24 protein-coding genes are annotated in these 22886 nt (G+C 71.2%); 11 read left to right on the top strand and 13 right to left on the bottom strand.

What is annotated here, in order from left to right:
• The first annotated feature begins 5 nt into the window (after window positions 1-5).
• From ACQEV2_RS34505 to ACQEV2_RS34525, 5 genes are all read left to right on the top strand, one after another.
• A complete protein-coding gene (locus tag ACQEV2_RS34505) occupies window positions 6-185 on the top strand; it encodes a hypothetical protein (protein WP_433050530.1) in 180 nt (59 codons plus the stop codon).
• A gap of 44 nt (window positions 186-229) precedes the next feature.
• Window positions 230-907 (top strand): cytochrome P450, encoded by a 678-nt coding sequence (locus tag ACQEV2_RS34510; RefSeq protein ID WP_433050533.1) that lies wholly within the window; start codon window positions 230-232, stop codon window positions 905-907.
• A gap of 67 nt (window positions 908-974) precedes the next feature.
• Complete coding sequence (locus tag ACQEV2_RS34515; protein ID WP_433050536.1) at window positions 975-1484, top strand: O-acetyl-ADP-ribose deacetylase; 510 nt, start codon at window positions 975-977, stop codon at window positions 1482-1484.
• Between the two features lie 36 nt (window positions 1485-1520).
• Window positions 1521-1697: a hypothetical protein gene (locus tag ACQEV2_RS34520; protein WP_433050539.1), complete on the top strand. Its 177-nt coding sequence runs from the start codon at window positions 1521-1523 to the stop codon at window positions 1695-1697.
• Window positions 1698-1908: 211 nt separating this feature from the next.
• On the top strand, window positions 1909-2514 hold the full coding sequence (locus tag ACQEV2_RS34525) for a response regulator transcription factor (RefSeq protein WP_433050542.1): 606 nt from the start codon (window positions 1909-1911) through the stop codon (window positions 2512-2514).
• Here ACQEV2_RS34525 and ACQEV2_RS34530 read toward each other — a convergent pair.
• The 4 genes from ACQEV2_RS34530 to lanKC all read right to left on the bottom strand — a co-directional run bounded on the left by ACQEV2_RS34530 (window position 2483) and on the right by lanKC (window position 9217).
• Window positions 2483-4594, bottom strand: coding sequence for an ATP-binding cassette domain-containing protein (locus tag ACQEV2_RS34530; protein ID WP_433050545.1), 2112 nt, complete (start codon window positions 4592-4594; stop codon window positions 2483-2485). The genes ACQEV2_RS34525 and ACQEV2_RS34530 overlap by 32 nt on opposite strands.
• A complete protein-coding gene (locus ACQEV2_RS34535; protein WP_433050548.1) occupies window positions 4591-6312 on the bottom strand; it encodes an ABC transporter ATP-binding protein in 1722 nt (573 codons plus the stop codon). The genes ACQEV2_RS34530 and ACQEV2_RS34535 overlap by 4 nt, the downstream gene beginning before the upstream one ends.
• Before the next feature lie 133 nt (window positions 6313-6445).
• Window positions 6446-6589 (bottom strand): SapB/AmfS family lanthipeptide, encoded by a 144-nt coding sequence (locus ACQEV2_RS34540; protein ID WP_433050551.1) that lies wholly within the window; start codon window positions 6587-6589, stop codon window positions 6446-6448.
• Between the two features lie 6 nt (window positions 6590-6595).
• Window positions 6596-9217 carry a class III lanthionine synthetase LanKC gene (gene lanKC, locus ACQEV2_RS34545; protein ID WP_433055001.1) on the bottom strand — a complete coding sequence of 874 codons (2622 nt, stop codon included), beginning with the start codon at window positions 9215-9217 and terminating at the stop codon, window positions 6596-6598.
• Window positions 9218-9432: 215 nt separating this feature from the next.
• Between lanKC and ACQEV2_RS34550 the strand changes: the two genes are divergently transcribed.
• Window positions 9433-10974: an FAD-dependent monooxygenase gene (locus ACQEV2_RS34550; protein ID WP_433050554.1), complete on the top strand. Its 1542-nt coding sequence runs from the start codon at window positions 9433-9435 to the stop codon at window positions 10972-10974.
• 59 nt (window positions 10975-11033) lie between these two features.
• On the top strand, window positions 11034-11498 hold the full coding sequence (locus ACQEV2_RS34555) for a hypothetical protein (RefSeq protein WP_433050557.1): 465 nt from the start codon (window positions 11034-11036) through the stop codon (window positions 11496-11498).
• A 30-nt stretch (window positions 11499-11528) separates the two neighbouring features.
• Here ACQEV2_RS34555 and ACQEV2_RS34560 read toward each other — a convergent pair whose 3' ends face one another.
• Entirely contained in the window at window positions 11529-11891 is a 363-nt protein-coding gene (locus ACQEV2_RS34560; RefSeq protein WP_433050560.1) for an ArsR/SmtB family transcription factor, read from the bottom strand.
• A gap of 175 nt (window positions 11892-12066) precedes the next feature.
• Between ACQEV2_RS34560 and ACQEV2_RS34565 the strand changes: the two genes are divergently transcribed.
• Together ACQEV2_RS34565 and ACQEV2_RS34570 are read left to right on the top strand one after the other, a co-directional pair.
• The gene (locus ACQEV2_RS34565; protein ID WP_433050563.1) at window positions 12067-13566 is read left to right on the top strand and encodes a DNA-3-methyladenine glycosylase 2 family protein; all 1500 of its coding nucleotides are present in this window, start codon (window positions 12067-12069) and stop codon (window positions 13564-13566) included.
• Window positions 13567-13575: 9 nt separating this feature from the next.
• Window positions 13576-14058, top strand: coding sequence for a methylated-DNA--[protein]-cysteine S-methyltransferase (locus ACQEV2_RS34570; RefSeq protein WP_433050566.1), 483 nt, complete (start codon window positions 13576-13578; stop codon window positions 14056-14058).
• Window positions 14059-14090: 32 nt separating this feature from the next.
• On the opposite strand, the gene ACQEV2_RS34575 is transcribed toward ACQEV2_RS34570, so the two are convergent.
• On the bottom strand, window positions 14091-14462 hold the full coding sequence (locus ACQEV2_RS34575; RefSeq protein WP_433050569.1) for a VOC family protein: 372 nt from the start codon (window positions 14460-14462) through the stop codon (window positions 14091-14093).
• Window positions 14463-14477: 15 nt separating this feature from the next.
• Window positions 14478-15233, bottom strand: a complete 756-nt coding sequence (locus ACQEV2_RS34580; RefSeq protein WP_433050572.1) for an SIR2 family NAD-dependent protein deacylase — start codon at window positions 15231-15233, stop codon at window positions 14478-14480.
• Between the two features lie 77 nt (window positions 15234-15310).
• Between ACQEV2_RS34580 and ACQEV2_RS34585 the strand changes: the two genes are divergently transcribed.
• On the top strand, window positions 15311-15511 hold the full coding sequence (locus ACQEV2_RS34585) for a DUF2191 domain-containing protein (protein ID WP_398822112.1): 201 nt from the start codon (window positions 15311-15313) through the stop codon (window positions 15509-15511).
• 54 nt (window positions 15512-15565) lie between these two features.
• Here the strand turns inward: ACQEV2_RS34585 and ACQEV2_RS34590 are convergent, their stop codons facing one another.
• Together ACQEV2_RS34590 and ACQEV2_RS34595 are read right to left on the bottom strand one after the other, a co-directional pair.
• Window positions 15566-16060: an NUDIX domain-containing protein gene (locus ACQEV2_RS34590; RefSeq protein WP_433050575.1), complete on the bottom strand. Its 495-nt coding sequence runs from the start codon at window positions 16058-16060 to the stop codon at window positions 15566-15568.
• Between the two features lie 39 nt (window positions 16061-16099).
• Window positions 16100-17233 (bottom strand): ADP-ribosylglycohydrolase family protein, encoded by a 1134-nt coding sequence (locus tag ACQEV2_RS34595; protein ID WP_433050578.1) that lies wholly within the window; start codon window positions 17231-17233, stop codon window positions 16100-16102.
• A 235-nt stretch (window positions 17234-17468) separates the two neighbouring features.
• On the opposite strand from ACQEV2_RS34595, the gene ACQEV2_RS34600 reads away from it, so the two are divergent.
• A complete protein-coding gene (locus ACQEV2_RS34600; RefSeq protein WP_433055004.1) occupies window positions 17469-18587 on the top strand; it encodes a glycerate kinase family protein in 1119 nt (372 codons plus the stop codon).
• Between the two features lie 4 nt (window positions 18588-18591).
• Here ACQEV2_RS34600 and ACQEV2_RS34605 read toward each other — a convergent pair whose 3' ends face one another.
• From ACQEV2_RS34605 to ACQEV2_RS34620, 4 genes are all read right to left on the bottom strand, one after another.
• On the bottom strand, window positions 18592-19806 hold the full coding sequence (locus tag ACQEV2_RS34605; protein ID WP_433050581.1) for an alpha/beta hydrolase: 1215 nt from the start codon (window positions 19804-19806) through the stop codon (window positions 18592-18594).
• Between the two features lie 201 nt (window positions 19807-20007).
• Window positions 20008-20790 carry a CDP-diacylglycerol--serine O-phosphatidyltransferase gene (gene pssA, locus ACQEV2_RS34610; RefSeq protein ID WP_433050584.1) on the bottom strand — a complete coding sequence of 261 codons (783 nt, stop codon included), beginning with the start codon at window positions 20788-20790 and terminating at the stop codon, window positions 20008-20010.
• A gap of 58 nt (window positions 20791-20848) precedes the next feature.
• Entirely contained in the window at window positions 20849-21508 is a 660-nt protein-coding gene (locus tag ACQEV2_RS34615) for a phosphatidylserine decarboxylase (protein WP_433050587.1), read from the bottom strand.
• Window positions 21509-21678: 170 nt separating this feature from the next.
• The gene (locus ACQEV2_RS34620; RefSeq protein ID WP_398822101.1) at window positions 21679-22884 is read right to left on the bottom strand and encodes an acyl-CoA dehydrogenase family protein; all 1206 of its coding nucleotides are present in this window, start codon (window positions 22882-22884) and stop codon (window positions 21679-21681) included.
• Window positions 22885-22886: the final 2 nt, after the last annotated feature.

Raw genomic sequence — 22886 nt, forward strand, 5'->3', positions numbered from 1 at the left:
GCCGCATGCTGATCCCCGACTTCACCTTCCGGCGCATCGAGCAGTTGGAGGGCGCCATCCAGCGGATCTGCGACGACCTGCTGGACGCGATGACGGACGGCGGCGGGACGGAGGCGGACCTGGTCGCGTCGTACGCCCTGCCGCTGCCCACCCTGGCCATCTGCGAACTGCTGGGCGTCCCGTAGAGGACCACGGCTTCTTCCGCGAGAAGTCCAACGCCCTCACCAGCGTGGCCGGCGATCCCGCCGAGGCGATGTCCGCGCGCATCGCGCTCTACGGCTATCTGCGCGCCCTGATCGAGCGGCGCACCCATGACCCCGCCGACGACCAGATCTCCCGGCTGGCCACGGAGCGCGTGGCGACCGGCGAGGCCACCCTCGACGAGGCCACCGGCATGGTCTCCCTGCTTCTCCTGGCGGGCCACGAGACGACGGCCAACATGTTCCCGCTGGCCGTGATCGCCCTGCTGCAGAACCCGGCCCACCTGGACGCACCGCGCGCCGACGACTCCCTGTGGCCGGGGGCGGTGGAGGAACTCCTGCGCCATCTGACCGTCATCCACTCCGGGATACGACGGGTCGCCACGGAGGACGTCGAGCTGTCCGGGGTCCGCATGCGCGCGGGGGACGGCGTGGTGGTGGCGTTGCAGGCGGCGAACCGCGACCCGTCCGTCTACCCCGACCCCGACGCCCTCGACGTGCGCCGTGACGCGGCCGGCCACCTCGCCTTCGGTCACGGCCTCCATCAGTGCCTCGGCCAGTCGCTGGCCCGCGCCGAGCTCCGCCTGGGCCTGTCCACCCTGTTCCGCAGGCTCCCGGCCCTGCGCATGACGGCCCTGCCGGAGTCGCTGGCCCTCTCCGCGAGCACGGTCCACGGGGTGCGCTCGCTGCCGGTCGCCTGGCGGTGAACCTGCGCGGGGGCCGGGCTGCGCCGACGTAGCCGATATCGCTGACGCAGCTGATATAGAGGCAGTCATGACCACCATCAGGCTCGTTCAGGGCGACATCACGCGAGAGACCGTCGACGCGATCGTCAACGCCGCGAACTCCTCCCTCCTTGGCGGGGGAGGAGTCGACGGCGCGATCCACCGCCGCGGCGGCCCCGCCATCCTCGACGAGTGCCGCAAGCTGCGCGCCTCCCACTACGGGAAGGGCCTGCCGACGGGACAGGCGGTGGCGACGACGGCGGGGGAGCTGGACGCGCGGTGGGTGATCCACACGGTGGGGCCGCGTTTCAGCCACGGGGAGGACCGGTCGGAGTTGCTGGCCTCCTGTTACCGGGAGTCGCTGCGGGTGGCGGATGAGCTCGGTGCTCGTACGGTCGCGTTTCCCGCCGTCTCCGCCGGTATCTACGGCTGGCCGATGGAGGACGCCGCCCGGATCGCGGTGCAGACGGTGCGGGCCACGGACACGGAGGTCGAGGAGGTCCGGTTCGTCCTCTTCGACGACCGGGCGTACGAGGCGTTCGCCGCCCAACTCCGGTAACCGAGGGGTCACGCCACCGTCGCGCACGCAGTCCTGGTGCCGGCGCAGTGCCGGGTCGTCGTCGGCTGTGCCGTGCAGCTGGCGAAGGCGGACGGGTTCCGGGTGATCGCCGACGCGGCGGCGAAGGACGAGCGGCTGGTGAAGGACCTCGGCGCCGACGTCGTACTGCCTCGCGGAACCGAGTTCCCGGAGCTGGTGAACGCGGCATCATGATCCAGCACACGTTGGTGCCGCGGTACGCCACGGAACGCCTCCCGTTACGGCCCGAGGGCATCCGCCACCGGATGGCGGGCATGCGTGAAGTCCGGCTCGCATGTGCGCTGATCGCAGAGCGGCCGGATAATTGGCTCCGAAGGCGTTCGAAGACTGCGGCACGCAGAGTCAGGTGCCAGGGCAGGCCGCGTAGCGCCCAGTGGGAGCGACAGTGATCCGCGTTCTTCTCGTCGAGAAAGCCCGCCTCATGAGGGGAGCCGTCGCCGCTCTCCTGTCTCGCGAAGAGGACATCGAGGTCGTCGCCGAAGCCGAAGGCGACGGGGAGGCCCTCGCGCGGGCACTGAGGTGCCGTCCCGACGTGGTCGTGATCGACGTCGACTCCAGGGAGGGCGAGGAAGTCGCCGCGCGGCGCGACCTGAGGGCGCGGCTGCCGGACTGCCGGATGCTGCTGCTGATGGCCTCGACGACACCCGAGCGGCTGCGCCGCATCCTCGACCTGCACGCTGCCGGTGTGATCAGCACGAACGCCCCGGCGGACCGCCTGGTCCACGGCGTCCGCAAGCTGGTCCGGGGGCAGCGGTTCATCGACCCGGAGTTCGCACTGGTCGCGCTCGACGCGGGCGAGAACCCGCTGACCCCGAGGGACGTGGAAATCCTGCGCCTGGCCGCCGACGGCACGCCCGTACGGGAGATCGCCGAGCGGCTGTCCCTGTCCGTGGCCACCGTCCGCAACCATCTGTCGGCGATCACCAGGAAGACGGGCGGACGCAATCGGATCGACGCCATCAGGATCGCCAAGGAGTCGGGCTGGGTGTGACCGCTCGGACCGTTCGGCACTGGGCGGCAAGCCGCAGCAGGACGCGGACCGCGCCCCGTACCCGTCCCGTACGGGTCATCGACCCGACCGGCGCCGGGAACGCGTTCGCCGCGCCCCAGTGGCCGACCAGGTCACGGTAGAGGGCCGAGCGGGCGATCAGCTCCTCGTGGGTGCCGAGGCAGACCCGCGTACCATCCATGACCAGGATCCGGTCGGCCCGCAGCGCCGAACTGATGCGGTGGGCCACGACGATCAGCGTGCCCGGGCGGCGCGCGAAGGCCTCCTCGGCGACCGCCTCGGCGACGGGGTCGAGATGGCAGGTGGCCTCGTCCAGCAGGGCCAGTCGAGGTGCCGGGAGCAGGGCGCGGGCGAGGGCGACGAGCTGGCGCTCCCCTGCCGAGAGGTCCCGCGGGTCGAGCTGTGCGTCGTAGCCGCCCAGGCGCTCCACGAGCGGCATCGCGCCGACCGCTCGCACCGCCGCCTCCACCTCCGCCGGGCCGGCGCCGGAGGCCAGGTAGGTCAGGTTCTCCTCCAGCGTGCCGGCGAAGACGTACGCCTCCTGCGGGATGAGCACGCGATGCCGGGCCAGGACGTCGCCGGCACCCAGGGCGATGACCGGCACGCCGTCGAGGCGCACGTGACCCGCCTGCGGTTCCAGCACCCCCGCGATCAGCGCGGCGAGCGTCGACTTTCCGGCGCCGCTCGGCCCCACCACGGCGAGGTGCTCGCCCGGGCGCAGGACGAGATCCAGGTCGCTGATCACCGGCTCAGCGGACTGGGCGTAACCGAAGGTGAGACCGCGCACTTCCACGCGGGCGCCACCGAGGGGTAGCCGCACGTGCCCCGTCACGGAACCGGTACCGGCGTCCGTGGCCTTGAGCTCGCTGGCCTTGGGCTCGGCGGCTTTGGGCTCGGCGGCCTTGAGAGCGGCAGCTTTTTGGTCGGCAGCCTTGGAGCCGGCGGCCTTGGGCTCCGCGACCTTGTGAGCGGCAGCCTTTTGGTCGGCAGCCTCGGGAGCGGCGGCCTTGAGCTCCGCGACCTTGGGATCGGCAGCGTTGGGGTCGGCGGCCTTGGGCTCCGTGGCCTCGGGCCTGGCGGTCCCGGGTTCGGCCGCCTCGGCTCCGTCCTGCTCCGGCGCGATCTCGGCCATCCGGCCGACGGTGACCAGCAGCCACAGCCCGCTGCTTCCGAGTCCCTGGACGAAGCCCTGCAGAGCAGGTTGGAGGGCCTGCGACACATAGGTCACCGCCCCGAGGATCGCCCCGGCCGTCACGCCGCTGCGCACCAGCCAGGGTGCCGAGAGCAGGATCAGCAGGAGGGGGACCCAGCCGCTGACGCCCAGGGCGGCGGTCCGTACGGCGGTGAGCCGCGCCAGCGACACGGTCGCCCGGGCCGCGGCGTCGACCTGCGCACCCGTCCCGGCCCGCATACGGTCCTCGGCACCGCAGGCCACCACGTCCCGCAGTCCGCCGGTCAGGCCGCTCGTGCTCTCGGCGATGTGCTCGTCCGCCAGGATGACCTCCCGCTGCCGTGCGGCCATCGCCCGGAGCGCCGCGGCGAAAATGACGAGGCCGAGGAGGAGCGGAGGCAGCACGAGGGCGAGCAGCACGGGATCGAGGCCGGCCAGACCCACCGACACGCCCACGACGGTGACCAGGAAGCCCTGGACGAACAGCACGATCGCGCCGTAGGCGTCCCGGGCCCGCTCCACATGCTCGGTGAGCCGGGCCACCCCGGCTGTGTCGGCGGGCTCGCCCAGCCGCGCGGAACGGTGCAGCGTGCCCGTGGTCACGAGGGTGACCAGCTCGTCCCGGAAGGGCTCGATGAGCGAGGCCAGCCCCAGCGTGGCGTGCCGGGTCCCCCACGCGCCGACGACGAAGGCGCCCGCCAGCGCGGCCAGCCACAGGAAGCCGGTGGCGGGCCGGTCGGCCAGGAAGCCGTGGTCGACGGCGCGGGCCACGATCCACCCGGAGAGGACGGCGGGCGCGGCCTGCACCAGTGACCAGGCCACGAGTCGGCCGTACTCCCGGCGCCGGCGGCTGAGCGAGGAGCGCAGGATCTGGACGGACCGCGACTTCACCGTGTGCCCCCCACCGTCTCAGCCGCGGCGAGGGAGGACGGCTGGAACGCGGCTCGGTACTCGGGATCCGCCCACAGCGCGCGATGCGTTCCCCGGCCGCGGACTCCGCCGTCGGCCAGCCAGACCACGAGGTCCGCCCGTGCCGCCGTGGAGGCCCGGTGCGTCACGACGATCCGTGTCCGGTCGGCGAGTGCACCGGTCAGCACCTGGCTGATGTGGTGCTCGGTCACCGTGTCCAGGCTGGCGGCCACGTCATCGAGCACGAGGACCCGTTCGGCCTGGACGAAGGCCCGGGCCAGCCCGACCCGTTGCGCCTCGCCGCCGGAGATCGGGGTGTCGGCGACGCGGCTCGCGTAGCCGGCCGGCATGTGGCGGATGAACGCGTCGGCCCGGGCGGCCCTGGCCTGCGCCAGCAGCTCCTCGGCGGACGGCGTCCGCGGCCCGAACCCGATGGCGTCGGTGAAGGTCTCACCGAGCAGCACCGGGCGCTCGAAGCCGTACGCCACCGCCCGCCTGAGCTGCTCCCGGTCGAGGAGGCGCAGCGGCACGCCGTCGAGCAGCACCTCCCCCTCGTCCGGGTCGACGAGGCGCCCCGCCAGCGCCGCGAGCAGCGACTTGCCGGCCCCCGAACGGCCCACGACGGCGACGAGGGCGCCGCCCGGGACGATCAGGCCGAGGTCCCGGAGGACGGGGCCGTCCGTCCCCTGAACGGTCACGTGCCGGAACTCCAGCCTTCCGGGGCCCTCGGCAAGGCGCTCGTGGCCGTACGCCACGGGCGGTTCGGCGAGCACCTCGGTGATCCGCCCGGCTGTCGTACGGGCCTGGGCCAGCTGGTTCAGCGACGACAGCACGCCGCCGATGCCGGCCGCCATGACGACGTACTCGCTCGCCGCGAGCATGTCCCCGGGTGTGATCCGGCCCTGTGCGAGCCCCAGTCCGGCCACAGCCAGAACGCCGACCACGAGCAGGGGGACGACCAGATCGCCGCGCGCCGAGATCCGCGCGATCGCGTCCCACGCGCTCAGCCCGTGTCGGCGCAGCTCGGGAAGAGGCGCGAGGACACGGCGTGCCTCGCGGTCGACGGTCCGGGCGGCGGTGATGGTCCGGATGCCACCCAGGGCGTCGACGAGTCGTGCGGCGATGGTGCCCTGCACGCGGAAGTAGCCCTCGTTGGCGTCGGAGATGTCGCGCAGGAAGGCCCGTACCAGGAGAACCACGAGCGGCATCCCGGCCAGGAAGGTGAGGCACAGCCAGTGGTCGATGAGCGCCAGGGCCACGATCGCGCCGAGCGGAGGGACGAGGCCCATGACGACCCACACCAGGCCCGACGCGCTGTTCCCGGTCCGGGCGGTGTTGCCGACCAGGCGGCTGACCAGGTCGCCCGGCGTGAACCTGCGGGTGGCCCGGGTGCCCAGCGCCAGCACATGCCCCAGCAGGGTGTGCCGCAGCCAGGCCGTCGACCGGGCCTCGGCGATCTGCCCGACGAGATCGTCCACGGCGTCGACGGCCACGAGGACGAAGATCAGCAACCCGGTGAAGGTGAGCCATCGCGCCGCGTCGGCCCCGCTGAGGACGGCGTCGAGGGTGCGGCCCATGACGGCCGGCAGCGCTAGGGAGGCGCCGGTGAGCAGCAACGAGGTGACCACGGTGACGCCCACCCAGATACCGCCGCGCCGGGCCGACGCCAGCAGCAGGCGATCCGCCGCGCCAAGGCTCATGGCTCCTCCGGTCGTCCCGGTCGTGCGGGACGGATTCGTCGCTGGATGGTGATGGATCCGTGAGGGACGGAGTCGTGCGGGTGGTAAGGGAACGGCGTGGCGGGGACGCACGAGGCGTCCCCGCGTGGAACCGCTACTTGCCGCTGCAGAGCAGCAGGCTGAGGTTGCTCGCTCCTCCGGCACACAGCGTGATGCTGAAGTTGCTGTGCCTCTTCGGAGGCTTGCCACCGCCAGTGGCGACAGTGGGATCCAGAGTCTGCAGTTCCAGGACTGTCATGGGTGTTCACCTCCTCCCTGACCTCGTGGGGACAGGGGGCATGTGGCCGTGCGGCGCGTTCCGTCGGTCGCTGGGAGCGAGGAACGGCAGTCGCACGGGGTTGTCGTGCAGCGCGGAGCCCACGGCGAGCAGGATGCCCGCGCTGCCGGTGGCCAGGTCGGCGGAGAGCCGCATCAGCTGATCGCCGGGGAACGCCAGGTGGCCCTGGTAGGTGAGCGCGTGCAGTGACAGACGGCGTATGTGCTCGGCGACCACAGGGTCGCGCTGTGCGGCCGTGCCCGGGGGATGCGGCCGGCTGAGGGAGAGGATCATCCCGGCCATCCCCTGGAAGAGCCCCGGCTGGATGAAGAACCGGGCCGTGGTCGCCTTGCGGATCGCCGCGGCCGCGGCGGCGTGGAGCGAGGCGTCCTTGCGATGGGTGACGTAGTCGTCGAGCACGAGGCCGATCCCCGCGCTGCCGACGCCCAGGTACGGCAGGGTCCGCCAGCCCTCGTCGACTTCCATGGCACCGCCCTCGCGGACGACACAGCGGTTCAGGTCCTGACGGAGCGCCCGGTCGGCCAGGTCGAGGAACTCCGGGTCGCCGGTGTACTCGTACAGCCGGAGGAACATCAGGGCGGGCCCGGTCGCGCCGCGCAGCAGCCCGGCGTACGGGAACGCGTCGTCGTCCACCGTCCCGTCGGCCGGTCCCAGCCGGTCGGCGACGATGCCCGCCACCGAGAAGGCCGCCTCCCGAAGCGCGGGGTCACCGGTGGCCGCGGCGAAGTGCTGAAGGTTCAGGCCGATGCCGGCCAGGCCGCCGTACAGGTCGGGCCCCAGTTGCTGCCACTGCTCGCCCAGAGCCATGTCGAGGACCTTCATCGCCACGTCGCGGTGGCCGAGGTGGTCGAGCACGTAGGCGATGCCGTGCAGGCCGTCGTAGAAGCCGAGGCGCATCCCGTGCTCGGGGCGCAGGGCATGCCGGACGAGCCACTCCTCGTGGTCCGGGTGGCGGCCGGCGCCGACCGCGTCCAGCGCGTACAGCACGCCCGCCGCGCCGTGCGCGACGCCCAGGCCTCCGCCCGGCGTGGCGAACTGCTCGGGATCCCCCGGGAAGAGCCGGTCGTCACGGTCCGGGGTGGCGGCCGCCAGGATGCCCGCGGTCATGGACTCGCGCGTGCGTATCCAGCCCTGCCGGTCCGGTATCAACCACCCGTGCATGCCGGAGCCCGCCGAAGAGCCAGAACCCTCGCCGTCGATCACTCGCATCGCCTCGTCGAAGTATCCGGGGGGAACCGGGAAGGTCCGGGCGATCTCGTCGGCGAACCGACGTGCCTTTCCGGAGTCGAGCGGGAACAGGCCGGTGAGCGGCAGGAACAGGAAGAAGCGCAGGCAGGCCAGTGCGTAGCGGTCGATCTCGACACCGGTCCGGCCGCTCGGAACCACGAACCCGGGGGCCGCGAGGCGCTGATCCCGCCGGTCGCTGACGTCCGCCGCGCCCTCGAAGTCGATCAGCACCACCCGGCCGTCGGGGCGGACCAGCATGTTGTCGGCATGGAGATCGCCGACGATCATGCCCCTCCCGTGCACGGCGTCGACGGCGCGCTCGACCTTTTCCAGCATGTCGAGGACCCACGAGGTGTAGCCCTCGGTGTCCATGTCCTCGCTTTCCGGAAGGACGAGGGGACACCGCTCGACGAAGAGGCTGTTGAGCGTCGGCCCTTCCACGAACTCCTCGACCAGGAAGTGATGCTCCCCCAGGACGAAGTGGTCGAGGAGCGCGGGCACGCAGTCGAGGCCGCGCAGTCGTTCGAGGGCTTCCCGCTCGCGGCGTTGCCTGGTCACGGCGTCCGCGCCGTCCAGCGTGAGCCCCGCGTACGGCCGGGCCTCCTTGAGGATGACCCGCTGTCCCGTCCGCACGTCCTGGCCGGTGTAGAGCCCACCTCCGTTGGAGAAGTGCAGGGCGCCGTCGATGCGGTACGGCAGATTGGCGACGGTCGTGCTGTTCCGTGCGGTGAGGTGGGGTTCGAGGAAAGAGGGCAGCGTCACCCAGTCGGGCACCCGGAACGCGGGTCCGCGCACATCGGGCACGAGCCGGCCGGACGGATCCTCGATCGCCGGCACCAGCTCCCCGTCCGGGGACACACAGGTCCGGATGGCGAACCCTCCGTACCTGACGTACAGCGGACCCGATCCCCAGCGCAGATCACTGAGGACGTACGGGCCCGGCCGGCCCGCCAGAACGGAGCCCAGCTCGTGGAGGACCGTCGCGAGCTGGGCCTCGTCCACCGGATAGATCGTCACGAACTTGCCACTGGCTTCCCGGGGCGCGTACTTCGCATTGGCGAGGAGGAGGTTGTCCTCGCTGGGGAGAAACTTGAAGGCGATCCGGCGGGGGACGCAGTAGTCCCATACGGCGGCCAGGGTGTCCCGTGCGTCGTCGAGGCACGCCGATACGTGGATCTTCCAGCCCTGTGAGGGAAGGGCCACGCCGTCCGGCGTGAACACCACCCAGCTGTCCAGATCCGACCGCGCCCACCCGTCCGGAGCCGGGCGGAGGGCCAGTTCGAAGTCGTCGCCCTGCCCCTTCGCACGCGCGGGGGTGTCGTAGAAATCCGGGTCGATGAGGCAATACGCCTCGTAGCGCATATCCACGGGGGCTCCTGCTGGTCCGAGGACCATATTCGGAGTTCATGGGGAACGTTCACCCGGGATCACTACCGAGCATGTCAGACTCCGCCGCCGCGGAATACCACTGTTTGTCCCGCCCGTGTGGTGAGACTGTCTCCGCGGAACCGGGAGGACCGTCCCGTCCCGGCCGGGAAGAACGACGGCTCGTCCCGGTGAGCTTCTACCGTGGACCCATGACCGCACCCCTGGACGTGCTGGTGGTGGGCGCGGGGCCCACAGGGCTCGCCCTCGCCGCGCAACTGCGCGCCTACGGCAGCAAGTTCCGCATCGTCGACCGCTCCCCCGACCGCGTACGCGAGTCCCGGGCACTCGGCATCCAGCCCCGCACCCTGGAGGCGCTGGCGGGCTTCGGTGTCACCGACCGGCTGGTGTCCCGCGGCAACCCGGCGATGCGGCTGCGCCTGCACCTGGCCCGGCGCACCGTGTCGGTACCGCTCTTCGACATCGGGCTGCCCGACACCCCGTACCCCTTCCTGCTGTTCCTCGCGCAGTCAGAGACGGAGAGCGTCCTCGGCGAGCACCTGAGCGCGCGGGACGTGTCGGTCGAACGCGGCACGGAGCTGGTCGGGCTGGAGCGGCAGGGACCGCACGTCGTCTGCCGGCTACGGAGCCGGGACGGCGCGGAGGAAGCGGTGACGGCGCGCTACGTCGTCGGTTGCGACGGCGCCCACAGCACCGTGCGCGACCGGGCGGGCATCGGCTTCGAGGGGTACGCCTACCCGCAGACGTACCTGCTCGCCGACTTGGAGGTGGAGGGGCTGGAACCGGGCGCCGTGCACTCGTACATGACCGGGACCGGAATGCTGTTCTTCTTCCCGCTGGGCTCGCCGGCGCCCTGGCGGATGCTCGCCATGCGGCCGTCCGGCGCCCCCGACGACGAGGTGACGGTGCCGCTGCTGCAAGAGATCGCCGATCGGTACGGCGCAAAGGGGCTGGTCCTGCGGGATCCCGTCTGGATGACCGACTTCCGGCTCCACAACCGCGGTGCCGCCCGATACCGGTCCGGGCCCCTCTTCCTGGCGGGCGACGCGGCCCACCTCCACAGTCCGGCCGGGGCACAGGGCATGAACACCGGCATTCAGGACGCCCTCAACCTGGGCTGGAAGCTGGCCCTCGTGTGCCGGGGCGCCGCACCGGAGGACCTGCTGGAGACGTACGGCATCGAACGCGCCCCGGTCGGCCGGCATGTACGGCGGTTCACCGACCGCGCGTTCGTCGTCGGCACCAGTCCTCACCCCGTACTCCGGTTCGCCCGCGCCCAACTCGTCCCGCGTCTGGCCCCATTGGCGGTACGTGTCACGGCACCCCGCGGGTGGGTCTTCCGCACCGTCTCGGAACTCGGCATCCACTACCGCCGCAGCCCTGCCTCGGCGACGGGCACCCGACCGCCCCGGCGCGGCCCACGGGCCGGAGACCGGCTGCCCGACCGGCCGCGCGGGCTCCAGGAGCGGATCGCCGCCCCCGGCTGGCACCTGCTGCTGACCGGCCCGCCCCACCTCTGGCCGGACCAGCGGCTCGCCCCCGTCCTGGACGGACGGACCGACCTGATCACCGTGCACCGCCTCGACGACCGAGGCCCCTGGCCGGGCGTCGCCCAGGGACTCGTACGCCCCGACGGGCACCTCGGTTACGTCACGCGCGGTGCCGAGCTGTCGGGGCTGCGGGCCTACGCGGCTCGCTGGCTGCCGGTCGAGCGGACGCGGCGGACGAGATGAACGGCTCCCGGAGCTGATCCGTACCACTCTGCGTGCAGTCACAGCGAGGAAGCATCTGCGTGCAGTCACAGCGAGGAAACCTCGGCCGTATCGCGGCGGCCGGCAGTCTGGTGGCCCTCCTCCTCGCCACCGCCTGCGGCGGAGGCGAGGGCGAGGAGGCCGCCGCCAAGGACACCCCGACGAACGTCTCCGCCACCGTGGCCGGCGTCGTGGCACCGGCGAAGGTCGAGGTCATCGCCGACCTGGCGGGCTGCAAGGTCAGGATCCGGACCGAGGCGGACGAACTGCGCGAGGGTGTCTGCCACTCGGAGAAGGGCGACTACCTCATCACCACGTTCCCCCAGGAGAAATACAAGCTGACCTGGCTGGACGCGGCCGCCGTGTACGGCGGCAAGTACCTCGTCGGCACCCGCTGGGTGGTCAGCGCGAAACCCGAGCTGCTGGAGCGGCTCCGACCCCGACTCGGCGGAACCATCCAGCAGTTGGGGCGTGTGGGCCCGACTCCCGCCCCGACCACGTCCTGACAACCGGGCCGGTACGGATGAGCGAGCGCCTCACTCGGCCGCGTCACTGATCCCCAGTCGCAGATGCTCGACGTGGTACACGGCCTGGTCGAGCAGCTCGGCGACATGGTGGTCGTGCAGCGCGTACACGACCGACCGGCCGCGCCGCTCACCCACGACCAGGCCGAGATTGCGCAGCAGCCGCAGCTGGTGCGAGCAGGCGGACTGCTCCATGCCCACCTCCGCCGCCAACTCGGTGGCCGGCAGCGGCCCCTCGCGCAGGCGTGCCAGGATCAGCAGGCGGGACGGAGTGGAGAGGGCCTGAAGGGTGGTGGCCACCTTGGCGACGTTGGCCGCGTCCAGGCGTACGCGCTCGGTGGTGTCCTGCGCGGCGGTGACGGCTCCATGACCCATGGGCGGTATCTTACCCATCGTACATGAACGCATGAATTGCTCTTCATGTATCAGCCCTCCCTGGCGACCTCGGCGACCTCGGCGCCCTCCCGGTGATCCGCCGGATCCCAGGACAGCCGAGGTTGATGTCGGATTCTCGCCAGCCCTCCTCCTGCGGGTGGTCGATGCTGGACGCATGCAGAAGGGGATGCACACCGACACCGAGCGCTGCGTGCGCGCCGTCCAGTCCAAGGACGCCCGCTTCGACGGCTGGTTCTTCACCGCGGTCGTCACGACCGGGATCTACTGCCGGCCCAGCTGTCCGGTGGTCGCTCCCAAGCCGCAGAACATGCGGTTCTATCCGAGCGCGGCCGCCTGCCAGCAGGCCGGCTTCCGGGCCTGCAAGCGCTGCCGCCCGGACACCAGCCCCGGTTCCCCGGAGTGGAACCAGCGTGCCGACCTCGTGGCCCGCGCGATGCGGCTGATCGCCGACGGCGTCGTGGACCGCGAGGGCGTGCCCGGCCTCGCCGCCCGGCTCGGCTACAGCACCCGGCAGATCGAACGCCAACTCCTCGCCGAACTGGGCGCGGGCCCGCTCGCCCTGGCCCGCGCACAGCGTGCCCAGGCGGCCCGCCTCCTCATCGAGACGACGCCCCTGCCGATGGCGGACATCGCCTTCGCGGCCGGTTTCGCCTCCATCCGCACCTTCAACGACACCGTGCGCGAGGTCTTCGCCCTCTCTCCTACCGACCTGCGCGCCCGCGCGCCCCGCAGCAACCCGGGGACTCCGGGGACTCCGGGAGGCACCGTCGGCGCCCTGACCCTGCGCCTGCCGTTCCGCGCCCCCCTCAACCCCGACAACCTCTTCGGCCACCTCGCGGCGACCGCCGTCCCCGGCGTCGAGGAGTGGCGGGACGGCGCCTACCGGCGCACGCTCCGGCTGCCGTACGGCCACGGCATCGTGGCCCTGACCCCGCAGCCCGACCACATCGCCTGCCGCCTCACCCTCAGCGACCTGCGCGATCTGACCGTCGCGATCAGCCGGTGCCGCCGGATGCTCGACCTGGACGCCGATCCGGTCGCGATCGACGACCAGTTGCGCACGGATCCGCTGCTGGCGCCGCTCGTCGACAAGGCGCCCGGCCGCCGGGTTCCGCGCACGGTCGACGAGGCCGAGTTCGCCGTACGGGCCGTGCTCGGCCAGCAGGTCTCCACGGCGGCCGCCCGCACCCACGCCGCCCGCCTGGTCACCGCCCACGGCGAACAGATCGACGACCCCGAGGGCGGCCTCACCCACCTCTTCCCGGCCCCCGAAGCGCTGGCCTCGGTCGACCCGGAGTCACTGGCGATGCCCCGAACCCGCCGGACGACCTTCACCACGCTGGTCCGCCAACTCGCCGACGGCGAGGTGCGTCTGGGTCCGGACAGCGACTGGCCGCAGACCCGTGCCCGGCTCCTCGCCCTCCCCGGCTTCGGCCCCTGGACGGTCGACGTCATCGCGATGCGCGCCCTCGGCGACCCCGACGCCTTCCTCCCCACCGACCTCGGAATCCGCCGCGCCGCCCAGGAGCTGGGCCTGCCCTCCACACCCGCGGCCCTCACGGCCCGGGCGACGGCCTGGCGCCCCTGGCGGGCGTACGCCGTCCAGTACCTGTGGGCGACGGACAGCCACCCGATCAACTTCCTCCCCGTATAAGGAAAGCCAGTGAGACAGCACACCGTCATCGACAGCCCGTACGGCCCCCTCACTCTCGTCGCCGAGGACGGCGTCCTGTGCGGCCTCTACATGACCGACCAGCGCCACCGCCCGCCCGAGGAGACCTTCGGCACGCGTGACGAGTCCCCCTTCGCGGAGGCGGAGGACCAACTGGAGGCGTATTTCGCCGGGGAGTTGAAGGAGTTCACCCTCGAACTGCGCCTGCGTGGAACGCCGTTCCAGCGCAGCGTCTGGGACCAGCTCCGGAAGATCCCGTACGGCGAGACCCGCTCCTACGGCGAACTCGCCGACGCCCTCGGCAACCCCACCGCCTCCCGAGCCGTGGGCCTCGCCAACGGCAAGAACCCCATCGGCATCATCGTCCCCTGCCACCGCGTCGTCGGCGCGAACGGCAGCCTCACCGGATACGGCGGCGGCCTGGACCGCAAGCAGCGCCTGCTGGACTTCGAGAGCGGAACGGCGCTGTTCTAGAGCGAAACGGCGCTGTTCTAGAGAGGTTCGCGTCAGCCGGCTGCCCGCTCGGCCGCACCGCGCTCCACGCAGAACTCGTTGCCCTCCGGATCGGCGAGGACCGCCCAGCCCCTGCCGTCCGGGGCGCGGCGGTCGGCGACCAGGGTGGCGCCCAGGGCGAGGAGCCGCTCGACCTCCTCGTCCCGGGTGCGGTCCTGCGGCTGGAGATCCAGGTGCACCCGGTTCTTGACGGTCTTGGGCTCCGGGACGGTGACGAACAGCAGACCCGCGCCCTCGATCAGCACGTCCTCGTCTCCCGGCTTGTCGTCCGGGTGCACGGGCAGGCCCAGCACCTGGGACCAGAAGCCGGCGAGCCGATAGGCGTCGGCGGAGTCGATCGTCGTATGGCGAATCGCAGAAGTCATGCCTCGGATTCTGATCTACTCACCGAGCCCGCGCAGCGGACTTTTCTCCTCCCCGAGCCCGCGCAGCAGCTTCGGCAGCGCGGTGCCGATCGGTTCCCGGATCACCTCGTCGGCGCGGTCGTCGTACGGGGTCGGCTCGGCGTTGACGATGATCAGCCGGGCGCCGTGGTCGGCGGCGACACCCGCGAGCCCGGCGGCGGGCTGCACCTGCAGGCTGCTGCCCACGGCGATGAACACCTGGCACGCCTTGGTGATCGCGACCGCCTCACCGAGGACCACCGGATCGAGCCGCTCGCCGAACATCACCGTCGCCGACTTCAGGATCCCGCCGCACTCCAGGCAGGGCGGATCCTCCTCACCGGCCGCCACGCGCGCGAGGGCGTCCTCCATCGGCCCGCGCGCGTGACAGTTCGTGCAGACGACACTCCGCGCGCTGCCGTGCAGCTCGAGCACCTTGCGGGCGGGCATCCCGGCGAGCTGGTGCAGCCCGTCCACGTTCTGCGTGATCACCCGCACGGGCACACCGGAGCGCTCCAGCTCGGCGACGGCGAGGTGCGCCGCGTTCGGCTCGGCCTTCAGCGTGCGGTTCTTCCGCCGCATCTGCCACGAGCGCCGCCGGATCTCCGGATCGCCCATGTAGTACTCGTACGTCACGAGCTTCTCGGCCTCCGGATCCCGCCGCCACAGCCCGTTCGGCCCGCGGTAGTCGGGGATTCCGGAGTCGGTCGAGATACCGGCGCCGCTGAGGAGGGCGACGAGGGGCTTGGTCATGCTGCCGAGGGTAGGACGGGCGCCGCGGGGGCGGCGAGCGGATATTCGAACGGCCGGTGGAGTGCTAGCGTCCCCGCATGGCCAAGGTCAGCGTGTCGCTCGATGCCGAACTCGTCGTGGAAGTCATGGTTCTCGCGGGGGTGGGCAATCCTCAGGACGCCGTCGAGCTCGTCGTCCGCGACTACATCGAGCGCGGTCACCGCACCGAGGCCCGGGTCGCCGAACGCGACGAGGCACTGCGCGTGGCCGACGTGAAGCCGCGGGACGTCGAGGGCTGAGCCCGAGCCCGGTCAAGCCAGGCCCGCGCCTGGTCGGCCTCTGCCCGCGCCCGGTCACCCCACCCGGTGCCCGTTCTCCAGCTCCACCGTCCCCCCGCCGTCCGCCAGCACCTCCAGCGCGGCCAACACACGGCGGCCGAGGGACCCCGGCAGGTACTCCGGGACGTCCTGCGGGGCCACGACCCGCCAGGACAGCAGCTCCTCCTCCTGCAACCGGATCGCCTTGAGGTCGTCCTCGCCGAGGACCCCGCCGTCGTACAGATACGCCACCAGCGGCGGCCGCCCCGTCCCGTGCACCCAGTCCACCGCGAGCAGCCGGCCGAGCTCCCGGTCCAGACCGATCTCCTCGGCAGTCTCACGGCGCGCGCCCTGCCGCGGGGTCTCGCCGTCGTCGGACTCGACCGTGCCGCCCGGAAGCGCCCAGCCCTCACGGTAGTTGGGCTCAACGAGCAACACCCGTCCCTCCTCGTCCCGGAAGAGGGCGGCGGCACCGGCGAGGACACGGGGGAGACCCGCGATGTACGTGGCGAAGTCTTGCGTGGTGGTCATTGGGGAAGGGTAACCAGCCCGCACAGCCGCGCCCCGGCCTCACGCCCCGCGCAGGGAGGCGTCCCCCCGGCGCACCGTCGCCCGGACCTCCGCCTCTGCCTGCGACTCCGTCTCCGCCAGCCGCACCGTCCGCTCCGCCAGCTCGCTGATCCGCACCCCGTCGAACCCGAACACCGCGCTGCGCACCGTGTCCTCCAGCGGCTCGGTCCACTGGTCCGGGATCGCCGCCGCCCCCGTCAGCACCCCCGCGACCGAACCGGCGGTAGCCCCGTTGGAGTCGGTGTCCAGGCCGCCGCGGACGGTGAGCGTGATGGTGCGGGTGAAGTCGCCGTCGCCGTACAGGAGCCCGGCGGTGAGCACGGCGGCGTTCGGGATGGTGTGGATCCAGCCGAGCCCGGCGGTCTCCTCGGCGACCGTGGTGAGCGTGTCTTCCCAGCTCATCCGGGTGTCGTGCAGCGAGACCACCCGGCGTACGGTGCGGGCGAGGCGGCTGCTTCCCGGAATGACGTCGAGTGCCCGGTCGACCGCCTTGCGGACCGTCGGCGCCGTGAACGCCGCCGCGATCAGGGCCGCCGCCCACATGGCGCCGTACACGCCGTTGCCGGTGTGCGACAGCACCGCGTCCCGGCGGGCGAGGGAGGCGGCGCGGCGCGGGGCGCCCGGGCAGGTCCAGCCGTAGATGTCGGCGCGGATGAGGGCGCCGATCCACTCCTGGTACGGGTTGTCGTACGTCGCCGTGAGCGGCGGTTTCAGACCGTTCGCGAGGTTGCGGTACGCGGCCCGCTCCGCCGTGAAGGTCTGCAGGTACGGCAGCCGCAGCAGCCACAGATCCCCGACCTGCTCGGTGCTGAAGCCGAAGCCGTGCGTCTCCAGCAGGTCGAGGCCGAGGATCGCGTAGTCGACGTCGTCGTCGCGGCAGCTGCCGTGGATCCGGCCGCGGACGCAACTCCGCCACTCCGGGCGCAGCTCGAAGCCGTCGTCCTCGCTGATCGGCTCGGGGAGATAGTCGGTGAGGGGCAGGGCGGCGGCCTGCCGCAGATAGCGGTCGATACGGTCACGCGTCCACAGGTCGCCCTGCTCGACCGGTTTGCCGAGCATGTTGCCCGCGATCCGGCCCAGCCAGCCCCCGAGGATGCGGTCGGCGAGCTCTGGCTCAGTGCCCACAGGGGTCATAGGACCGGTTTACCCAATTCCGGGGGCGTTCGCGCGGGGTTCTGCCGTCTGCACAGGGGGCGCGCAGGACGTTCGTAGGGCGCACGTACGGCGTTCTCAGGGTCCGGTCAGCGCATGACGGCAGGGGCGTCCTCCGGTTAAGGTCGCAGCGGCGCGACTGGCCCCGGCATGTCCGGGGCCCGGAGAGCAAGGGGAAGACAAGGTGGCGGACGCTGCAGTGAACGGTGCCCGACGGGTGCTCATCGCCGCGGACAAGTTCAAGGGCTCGCTCACGGCCGTTCAGGTCGCCGAGCGGGTGACGGCCGGTCTGCGCCGGGTCGTGCCGGGTCTCGAGGTCGAGGCCATGCCCGTGGCCGACGGCGGCGACGGGACCGTGGACGCGGCGGTCGCGGCCGGTTTCGAGCGGCGGGTGGTACGGGTCGCCGGGCCCCTCGGGCACGAGGTGACGGCGGCGTTCGCGCTGCGCGGCGACACGGCGGTCGTGGAGATGGCGGAGGCGAGCGGCCTGCAGCGGCTGCCCGCGGGTGTCTTCGCGCCGCTCACGGCCTCCACGTACGGTTCCGGCGAGCTGCTGCGCGCCGCCCTCGACGCGGGCGCCCGCACGATCGTGTTCGGCGTGGGCGGCAGCGCGACGACGGACGGCGGTGCCGGAATGCTGGCCGCGCTGGGCGCGCGCTTCCTGGACGCGGAGGGCGAGCCGGTGGGACCGGGCGGCGGAGGCCTGGGCGACCTGGCCACGGCTGACCTCTCGGACCTGGACCCGCGCCTGGCCTCCGTCGAACTGGTCCTGGCGAGCGACGTCGACAACCCGCTGACCGGCCCGAAGGGCGCGCCGGCGGTGTACGGCCCGCAGAAGGGCGCCTCGCCGGACGACGTGGAGACACTGGACACGGCCCTCGCGCACTACGCGAAGATCCTGGAGGAGACGGTCGGTACCGAGGCCGCCGAGCACGCCGCCGCACCCGGCGCCGGCGCCGCCGGCGGCATCGGCTACGGCGCCCTCCTCCTCGGCGCCCGCTTCCGCCCCGGCATCGAGGTCATGCTCGACGTCCTGGGCTTCGCGCCCGCCCTGGAGCGGGCCGACCTGGTCATCACCGGCGAGGGCTCCCTGGACGAGCAGACCCTCCACGGCAAGGCCCCGGCAGGCGTCGCCGCCGCCGCCCGCGCCGCCCACAAGGAGGTCGTCGCGGTGTGCGGCCGCCTCGCGCTGCAACCGGAGGCCCTGGGCCGGGCCGGGATCCGCCGGGCGTACCCGCTCACGGAGGTCGAGCCCGACGTCGCGAAGTGCATGGCGGATGCCGGGCCCATTCTGGAGCGGGTGGCGGAGCGGGTCGCTCGGGACTTCCTGGGCTGATCCGCTACGGCAGGGGAATCAGACTGCCGTCCAGCTCCCTGAAGTACTTGCCGCTGTCGAGGCCCTCCACCTTGCCGTGCTTGAACCACAGCTTCGAGTAGTGGTGGATGGCCTCGGCGGTGGTCTCCCAGACCAGGGAGTGGCTCGATCCCTCGAAGCAGAACATCAGCTTCCGGGATCCCTCGATGGCCGCATATAGGTCCGGAACGGAGAAGTACAGGTTGTCCTGCATCGGCATCGGGCTGTTGGCCGTCCGGTCCAGTTCCCCGTAGAGGATGAGTACGGGTACCCGGTCGCCGAGTATGTGCTTGCCCTGCGAGTCCTTGAGCGGCGCCGTCTTGCTGTTCCAGCCCCACCAGTAGGTGTTCCGGTAGCGCAGGACGCCCTCGGGCTCGCCATTCACCTTGCGGCCCCACTTGCTGCCGACGGGGTCGTCCTCCATGCAGGCCGCCCAGGCAAGCTCGTCGATGCCGGGCTCCCACAGGGCGGGAGTGCCGGTCAACGACCTCTTGAATCCGCCCTTGCTGGTGACATTCATCGGAAAACCGAACTGTTCGGGCGGTTTGCCCACAGGCAGTGTCGCGGCCTCCGGCGGGCGCCCGAAGGAGTCATTCAGCGTTCCCGACCACCGTCCGCGCGGCGGGAACATCGGGGCGAGCAGGAACAGGCTCTCGACATCGTCGGGGTGCTTGAGGGTGTAGGGGCCCATGACGAACGAGGCTGCGGACCAGCTGACGAAGTGGATGCGCTTCTCCGAGCCGACCTGGGTCTTGATGAACGCCACCACCGCCGCCAGCTCTGCCCATTCACTCTCCGAGTTGCCCAGCTCGGACGTGTACGAGGGCGGGCCGGGCGCCGGGATGGTGTGGTCTACGAGGACCGGTTGCTGCTGGACCGGGTTGGTGTTGTACGGATTGTCCATCACTCCCGGGCGGGGCGACCGTCCGGAGCCCCGGATTTCCATGATGAAGACGTCGAAACCGGCTTGCGCCAGTTCCTGTGCCCAGCTGTACCGGTTGGGGTTGCCGCCGGGCACCGGCGCGAGGTCGAAGCCCGCAAGCGCCGGCACGCTGCGGCCGTGCAGCATCAGCACCGGCTTGCGGTCGTGCCCGTTGGGGGTGCCGTCGTACTCCCGTACAGGCAGCTCCACCTCGTTCTCGAAGTTCGGGATCTTCGAGAGGTGCTTGACCTTGTGCTCCCTGAGTTCGTATGAAGACATGCTCATCTCCCGGGGGAAAGGGGGCAACTGCTGTGAAATCTCCCCTCCTCCACCGTCCTCCCCTTCCCCACCCCCAGCAACTGGGCACCCACAAGAGGTAGTTGACCCCTCAAGGGCAAACCCCGGACGCCCTTGAACCCGAAACAGGTGTGGCCCGAGCCGGGAAGGCTCGGGCCACACCTGTCAGCAACGGAGCGAAGGTCAGGGCAGCTGTGCCGCCCGTGCCTCGCGTCGGTTGTCGCGGAAGTTGTTCACCCGGCGGGCCGTGGCGAACAGCGGGATCACCGCGCCCATCACCAGCTGCAGCGCACAGCCGGTCTGGAGCAGCAGCTGGCCGCTGGGGGCGTCGAAGGCCCAGGCGGCGAGCAGGCCCATGGACACGACGATCCAGGACAGCATCGCCACCGCGAGCCGGCCCCGCGGCTTGGGGTACTCGACGCGGCTCACCATCAGCCAGGCCGTGCCCAGGATCGCCAGCAGCGTCGCCACGAAGGGCAGCTCGAGGAGCACGATCGAGACCACTGTGAGCGCCCCGAACGGCGAGGGCATGCCCTGGAACATGCCGTTCGGGACCGTCACGCACGAGAATCTCGCCAGGCGCAGTACGACGGCCAGGAGCACCACGATCGCCCCGACCGCCGCCACCCGCTGGTGCGCGTCGTCGGCGACCATGCCGTAGACCAGGACGAAGTACGCCGGCGCGAGGCCGAAGCTGATCAGGTCGGAGAGGTTGTCCAGCTCCGCGCCCATCGGGGAGGAGCGCAGCTTCCTCGCGACCAGGCCGTCGAACAGGTCGAAGACCGCCGCGCACAGCATCAGGATGACCGCCGTGGCCGCGCTGTGGCGGGCCATGCCGGACTCCTGGCTGCCGGTGAGGTGCGGGATCAGGATGCCGGTGGTGGTGAAGTACACCGCCATGAAGCCGCACGTGGCGTTGCCGAGGGTGAGGGTGTCCGCTATCGACAGGCGGAGAGAAAGAGGCATCTCCTCCTCTTCGTCGACCTCGTCGGCATCGGGAACCCAGCCCGGCTGAGTCTCAGGATCAATCACGGTCAATGCGAGTCACCCCAGCCACGGTCTTCTGTCCCACCTCGACCGCGACCTCCACGCCCTCGGGCAGGTAGATGTCGACACGCGAGCCGAAGCGGATCAGACCGATCCGGTCGCCCTGCTCGACCTTCGTGCCCTGCGGGATGTAGGGCACGATACGACGGGCCACCGCGCCGGCGATCTGGATCATCTCGATGTCGCCGAGCTCGGTGTCGAAGTGCCAGACGACACGCTCGTTGTTCTCGCTCTCCTTGTTGAACGCCGGAACGAACCCGCCCGGGATGTGCTCCACGGAGGTGACCGTGCCGGAGAGCGGCGCACGGTTGACGTGGACGTTGAGCGGGCTCATGAAGATCGCGACGCGGGTGCGGCCGTCCTTCCACGGCATGATGCTCTGCACCACACCGTCGGCGGGCGAGATGACCCGGCCCTGGGCGATCTCGCGCTCGGGGTCGCGGAAGAACCACAGCATGCCCGCCGCGAGAGCGGTGGCGGGCACGGCGACGGCCTTGGCGGCGCCGGAGCGGCGTGCGCGCAGGAGGCTGACGGCTGCGGTGGCGACGGTCGGGAGAAGCCACGGCGATGCTCCGCGCGCGAGGCGTACGCCGCCGACCTGGCTGTCGCGTGGTGCAGAGGTTTGGCTGTGGGGCATGGATGACCTTCGTAGCGGATGATGCCGCGCGGTATCAGGGGACGGCGGCTTTCCCGGGATCGTACCGGTCGCGGGCCACAACTGGGCAAGCCAGGAAGCCGAGTCGGCCGCCGAAGAGTGTTGACGGGGTGTGATCTTCTTCTCCAAGAAAACACCCCGTAACCGGACAATCAGCCCTGGAATCGATACTCTTCGAGCAGCCTGCGACCGATGATCATTTTTTGGATCTCGGCAGTACCTTCACCGATCAGCAGCATCGGAGCCTCACGGTAGAGGCGCTCGATCTCGTACTCCTTGGAGAAGCCGTAGCCGCCGTGGATCCGGAAGGCGTCCTCCACGACCTCCTTGCAGTACTCGGAGGCGAGGTACTTCGCCATACCGGCCTCAAGGTCGTTTCGTTCCCCTGAGTCCTTTTTGCGTGCCGCGTTCACCATCATGGCATGCGCGGCTTCGACCTTGGTAGCCATCTCGGCCAGTTTGAACTGGATCGCCTGGTGCTGGGCGATCGGCTTGCCGAAAGTGTGCCGCTGCTGGGCGTACTGGACGCCGAGTTCGAAAGCACGCTGAGCGACGCCACAGCCACGCGCCGCCACATTGACGCGCCCGACTTCGACGCCGTCCATCATCTGGTAGAAGCCTCGGCCGGTGACGCCGCCGAGCACCCGATTGGCCGGAATCCGCAGGCCGTCCATGATGAGCTCGGTCGTGTCGACGCCCTTGTAGCCCATCTTGTCGATCTTGCCGGGGATGGTGAGGCCGGGGCGGACCTCGCCGAAGCCGGGCTCCTTCTCGACGAGGAAGGTCGTCATCGACTTGTGGGGCGCGGTGCCCTCGGGGTGTCCTTCGTCACTTCGGACGAGGACGGCGACCAGAGAGGACGTTCCGCCGTTCGTCAGCCACATCTTCTGACCGTTCAGGACGTACTCGTCGCCGTCCTTCACCGCCTTCGATGTGATGGCCGACACATCGGAGCCGAGACCGGGCTCGGACATCGAGAAGGCGCCGCGGATGTCGCCGGCCGCCATGCGCGGCAGGAAGTGGTCCTTCTGCTCCTGCGTGCCGTGCTGCTTGAGCATGTACGCCACGATGAAGTGGGTGTTGATGATGCCGGACACCGACATCCAGCCGCGCGCGATCTCCTCGACGCAGAGGGCGTACGTGAGGAGGGACTCGCCCAGGCCGCCGTACTCCTCGGGGATCATCAGGCCGAACAGGCCCAGTTCCTTGAGGCCGTCGACGATCTGCTGCGGGTACTCGTCGCGGTGCTCCAGCTCGGTGGCGACCGGGATGATCTCCTTGTCCACGAAGTCGCGGACGGTGGAGAGGATCTCCTGCTGGATGTCGGTCAGACCGGCGGTCTGGGCGAGACGTGCCATCT

The organism is Streptomyces sp. CA-251387 (genome assembly GCF_050936625.1).
GTDB lineage: Bacteria > Actinomycetota > Actinomycetes > Streptomycetales > Streptomycetaceae > Streptomyces.

Excerpts from the sequence above, each read along its gene's own strand:
- ACQEV2_RS34505 (WP_433050530.1), top strand. The coding sequence starts at position 6 with ATGCTGATCCCCGACTTCACCTTCCGGCGCATCGAGCAGTTGGAGGGC.
- ACQEV2_RS34515 (WP_433050536.1), top strand. The coding sequence starts at position 975 with ATGACCACCATCAGGCTCGTTCAGGGCGACATCACGCGAGAGACCGTC.
- ACQEV2_RS34535 (WP_433050548.1), bottom strand. The coding sequence starts at position 6,312 with ATGAGCCTTGGCGCGGCGGATCGCCTGCTGCTGGCGTCGGCCCGGCGC.
- ACQEV2_RS34540 (WP_433050551.1), bottom strand. The coding sequence starts at position 6,589 with ATGACAGTCCTGGAACTGCAGACTCTGGATCCCACTGTCGCCACTGGC.
- lanKC (WP_433055001.1), bottom strand. The coding sequence starts at position 9,217 with ATGCGCTACGAGGCGTATTGCCTCATCGACCCGGATTTCTACGACACC.
- ACQEV2_RS34550 (WP_433050554.1), top strand. The coding sequence starts at position 9,433 with ATGACCGCACCCCTGGACGTGCTGGTGGTGGGCGCGGGGCCCACAGGG.
- ACQEV2_RS34560 (WP_433050560.1), bottom strand. The coding sequence starts at position 11,891 with ATGGGTCATGGAGCCGTCACCGCCGCGCAGGACACCACCGAGCGCGTA.
- ACQEV2_RS34565 (WP_433050563.1), top strand. The coding sequence starts at position 12,067 with ATGCAGAAGGGGATGCACACCGACACCGAGCGCTGCGTGCGCGCCGTC.
- ACQEV2_RS34575 (WP_433050569.1), bottom strand. The coding sequence starts at position 14,462 with ATGACTTCTGCGATTCGCCATACGACGATCGACTCCGCCGACGCCTAT.
- ACQEV2_RS34580 (WP_433050572.1), bottom strand. The coding sequence starts at position 15,233 with ATGACCAAGCCCCTCGTCGCCCTCCTCAGCGGCGCCGGTATCTCGACC.
- ACQEV2_RS34585 (WP_398822112.1), top strand. The coding sequence starts at position 15,311 with ATGGCCAAGGTCAGCGTGTCGCTCGATGCCGAACTCGTCGTGGAAGTC.
- ACQEV2_RS34590 (WP_433050575.1), bottom strand. The coding sequence starts at position 16,060 with ATGACCACCACGCAAGACTTCGCCACGTACATCGCGGGTCTCCCCCGT.
- ACQEV2_RS34595 (WP_433050578.1), bottom strand. The coding sequence starts at position 17,233 with ATGACCCCTGTGGGCACTGAGCCAGAGCTCGCCGACCGCATCCTCGGG.
- ACQEV2_RS34605 (WP_433050581.1), bottom strand. The coding sequence starts at position 19,806 with ATGTCTTCATACGAACTCAGGGAGCACAAGGTCAAGCACCTCTCGAAG.
- pssA (WP_433050584.1), bottom strand. The coding sequence starts at position 20,790 with ATGCCTCTTTCTCTCCGCCTGTCGATAGCGGACACCCTCACCCTCGGC.
- ACQEV2_RS34615 (WP_433050587.1), bottom strand. The coding sequence starts at position 21,508 with ATGCCCCACAGCCAAACCTCTGCACCACGCGACAGCCAGGTCGGCGGC.
- ACQEV2_RS34620 (WP_398822101.1), bottom strand. The coding sequence starts at position 22,884 with ATGGCACGTCTCGCCCAGACCGCCGGTCTGACCGACATCCAGCAGGAG.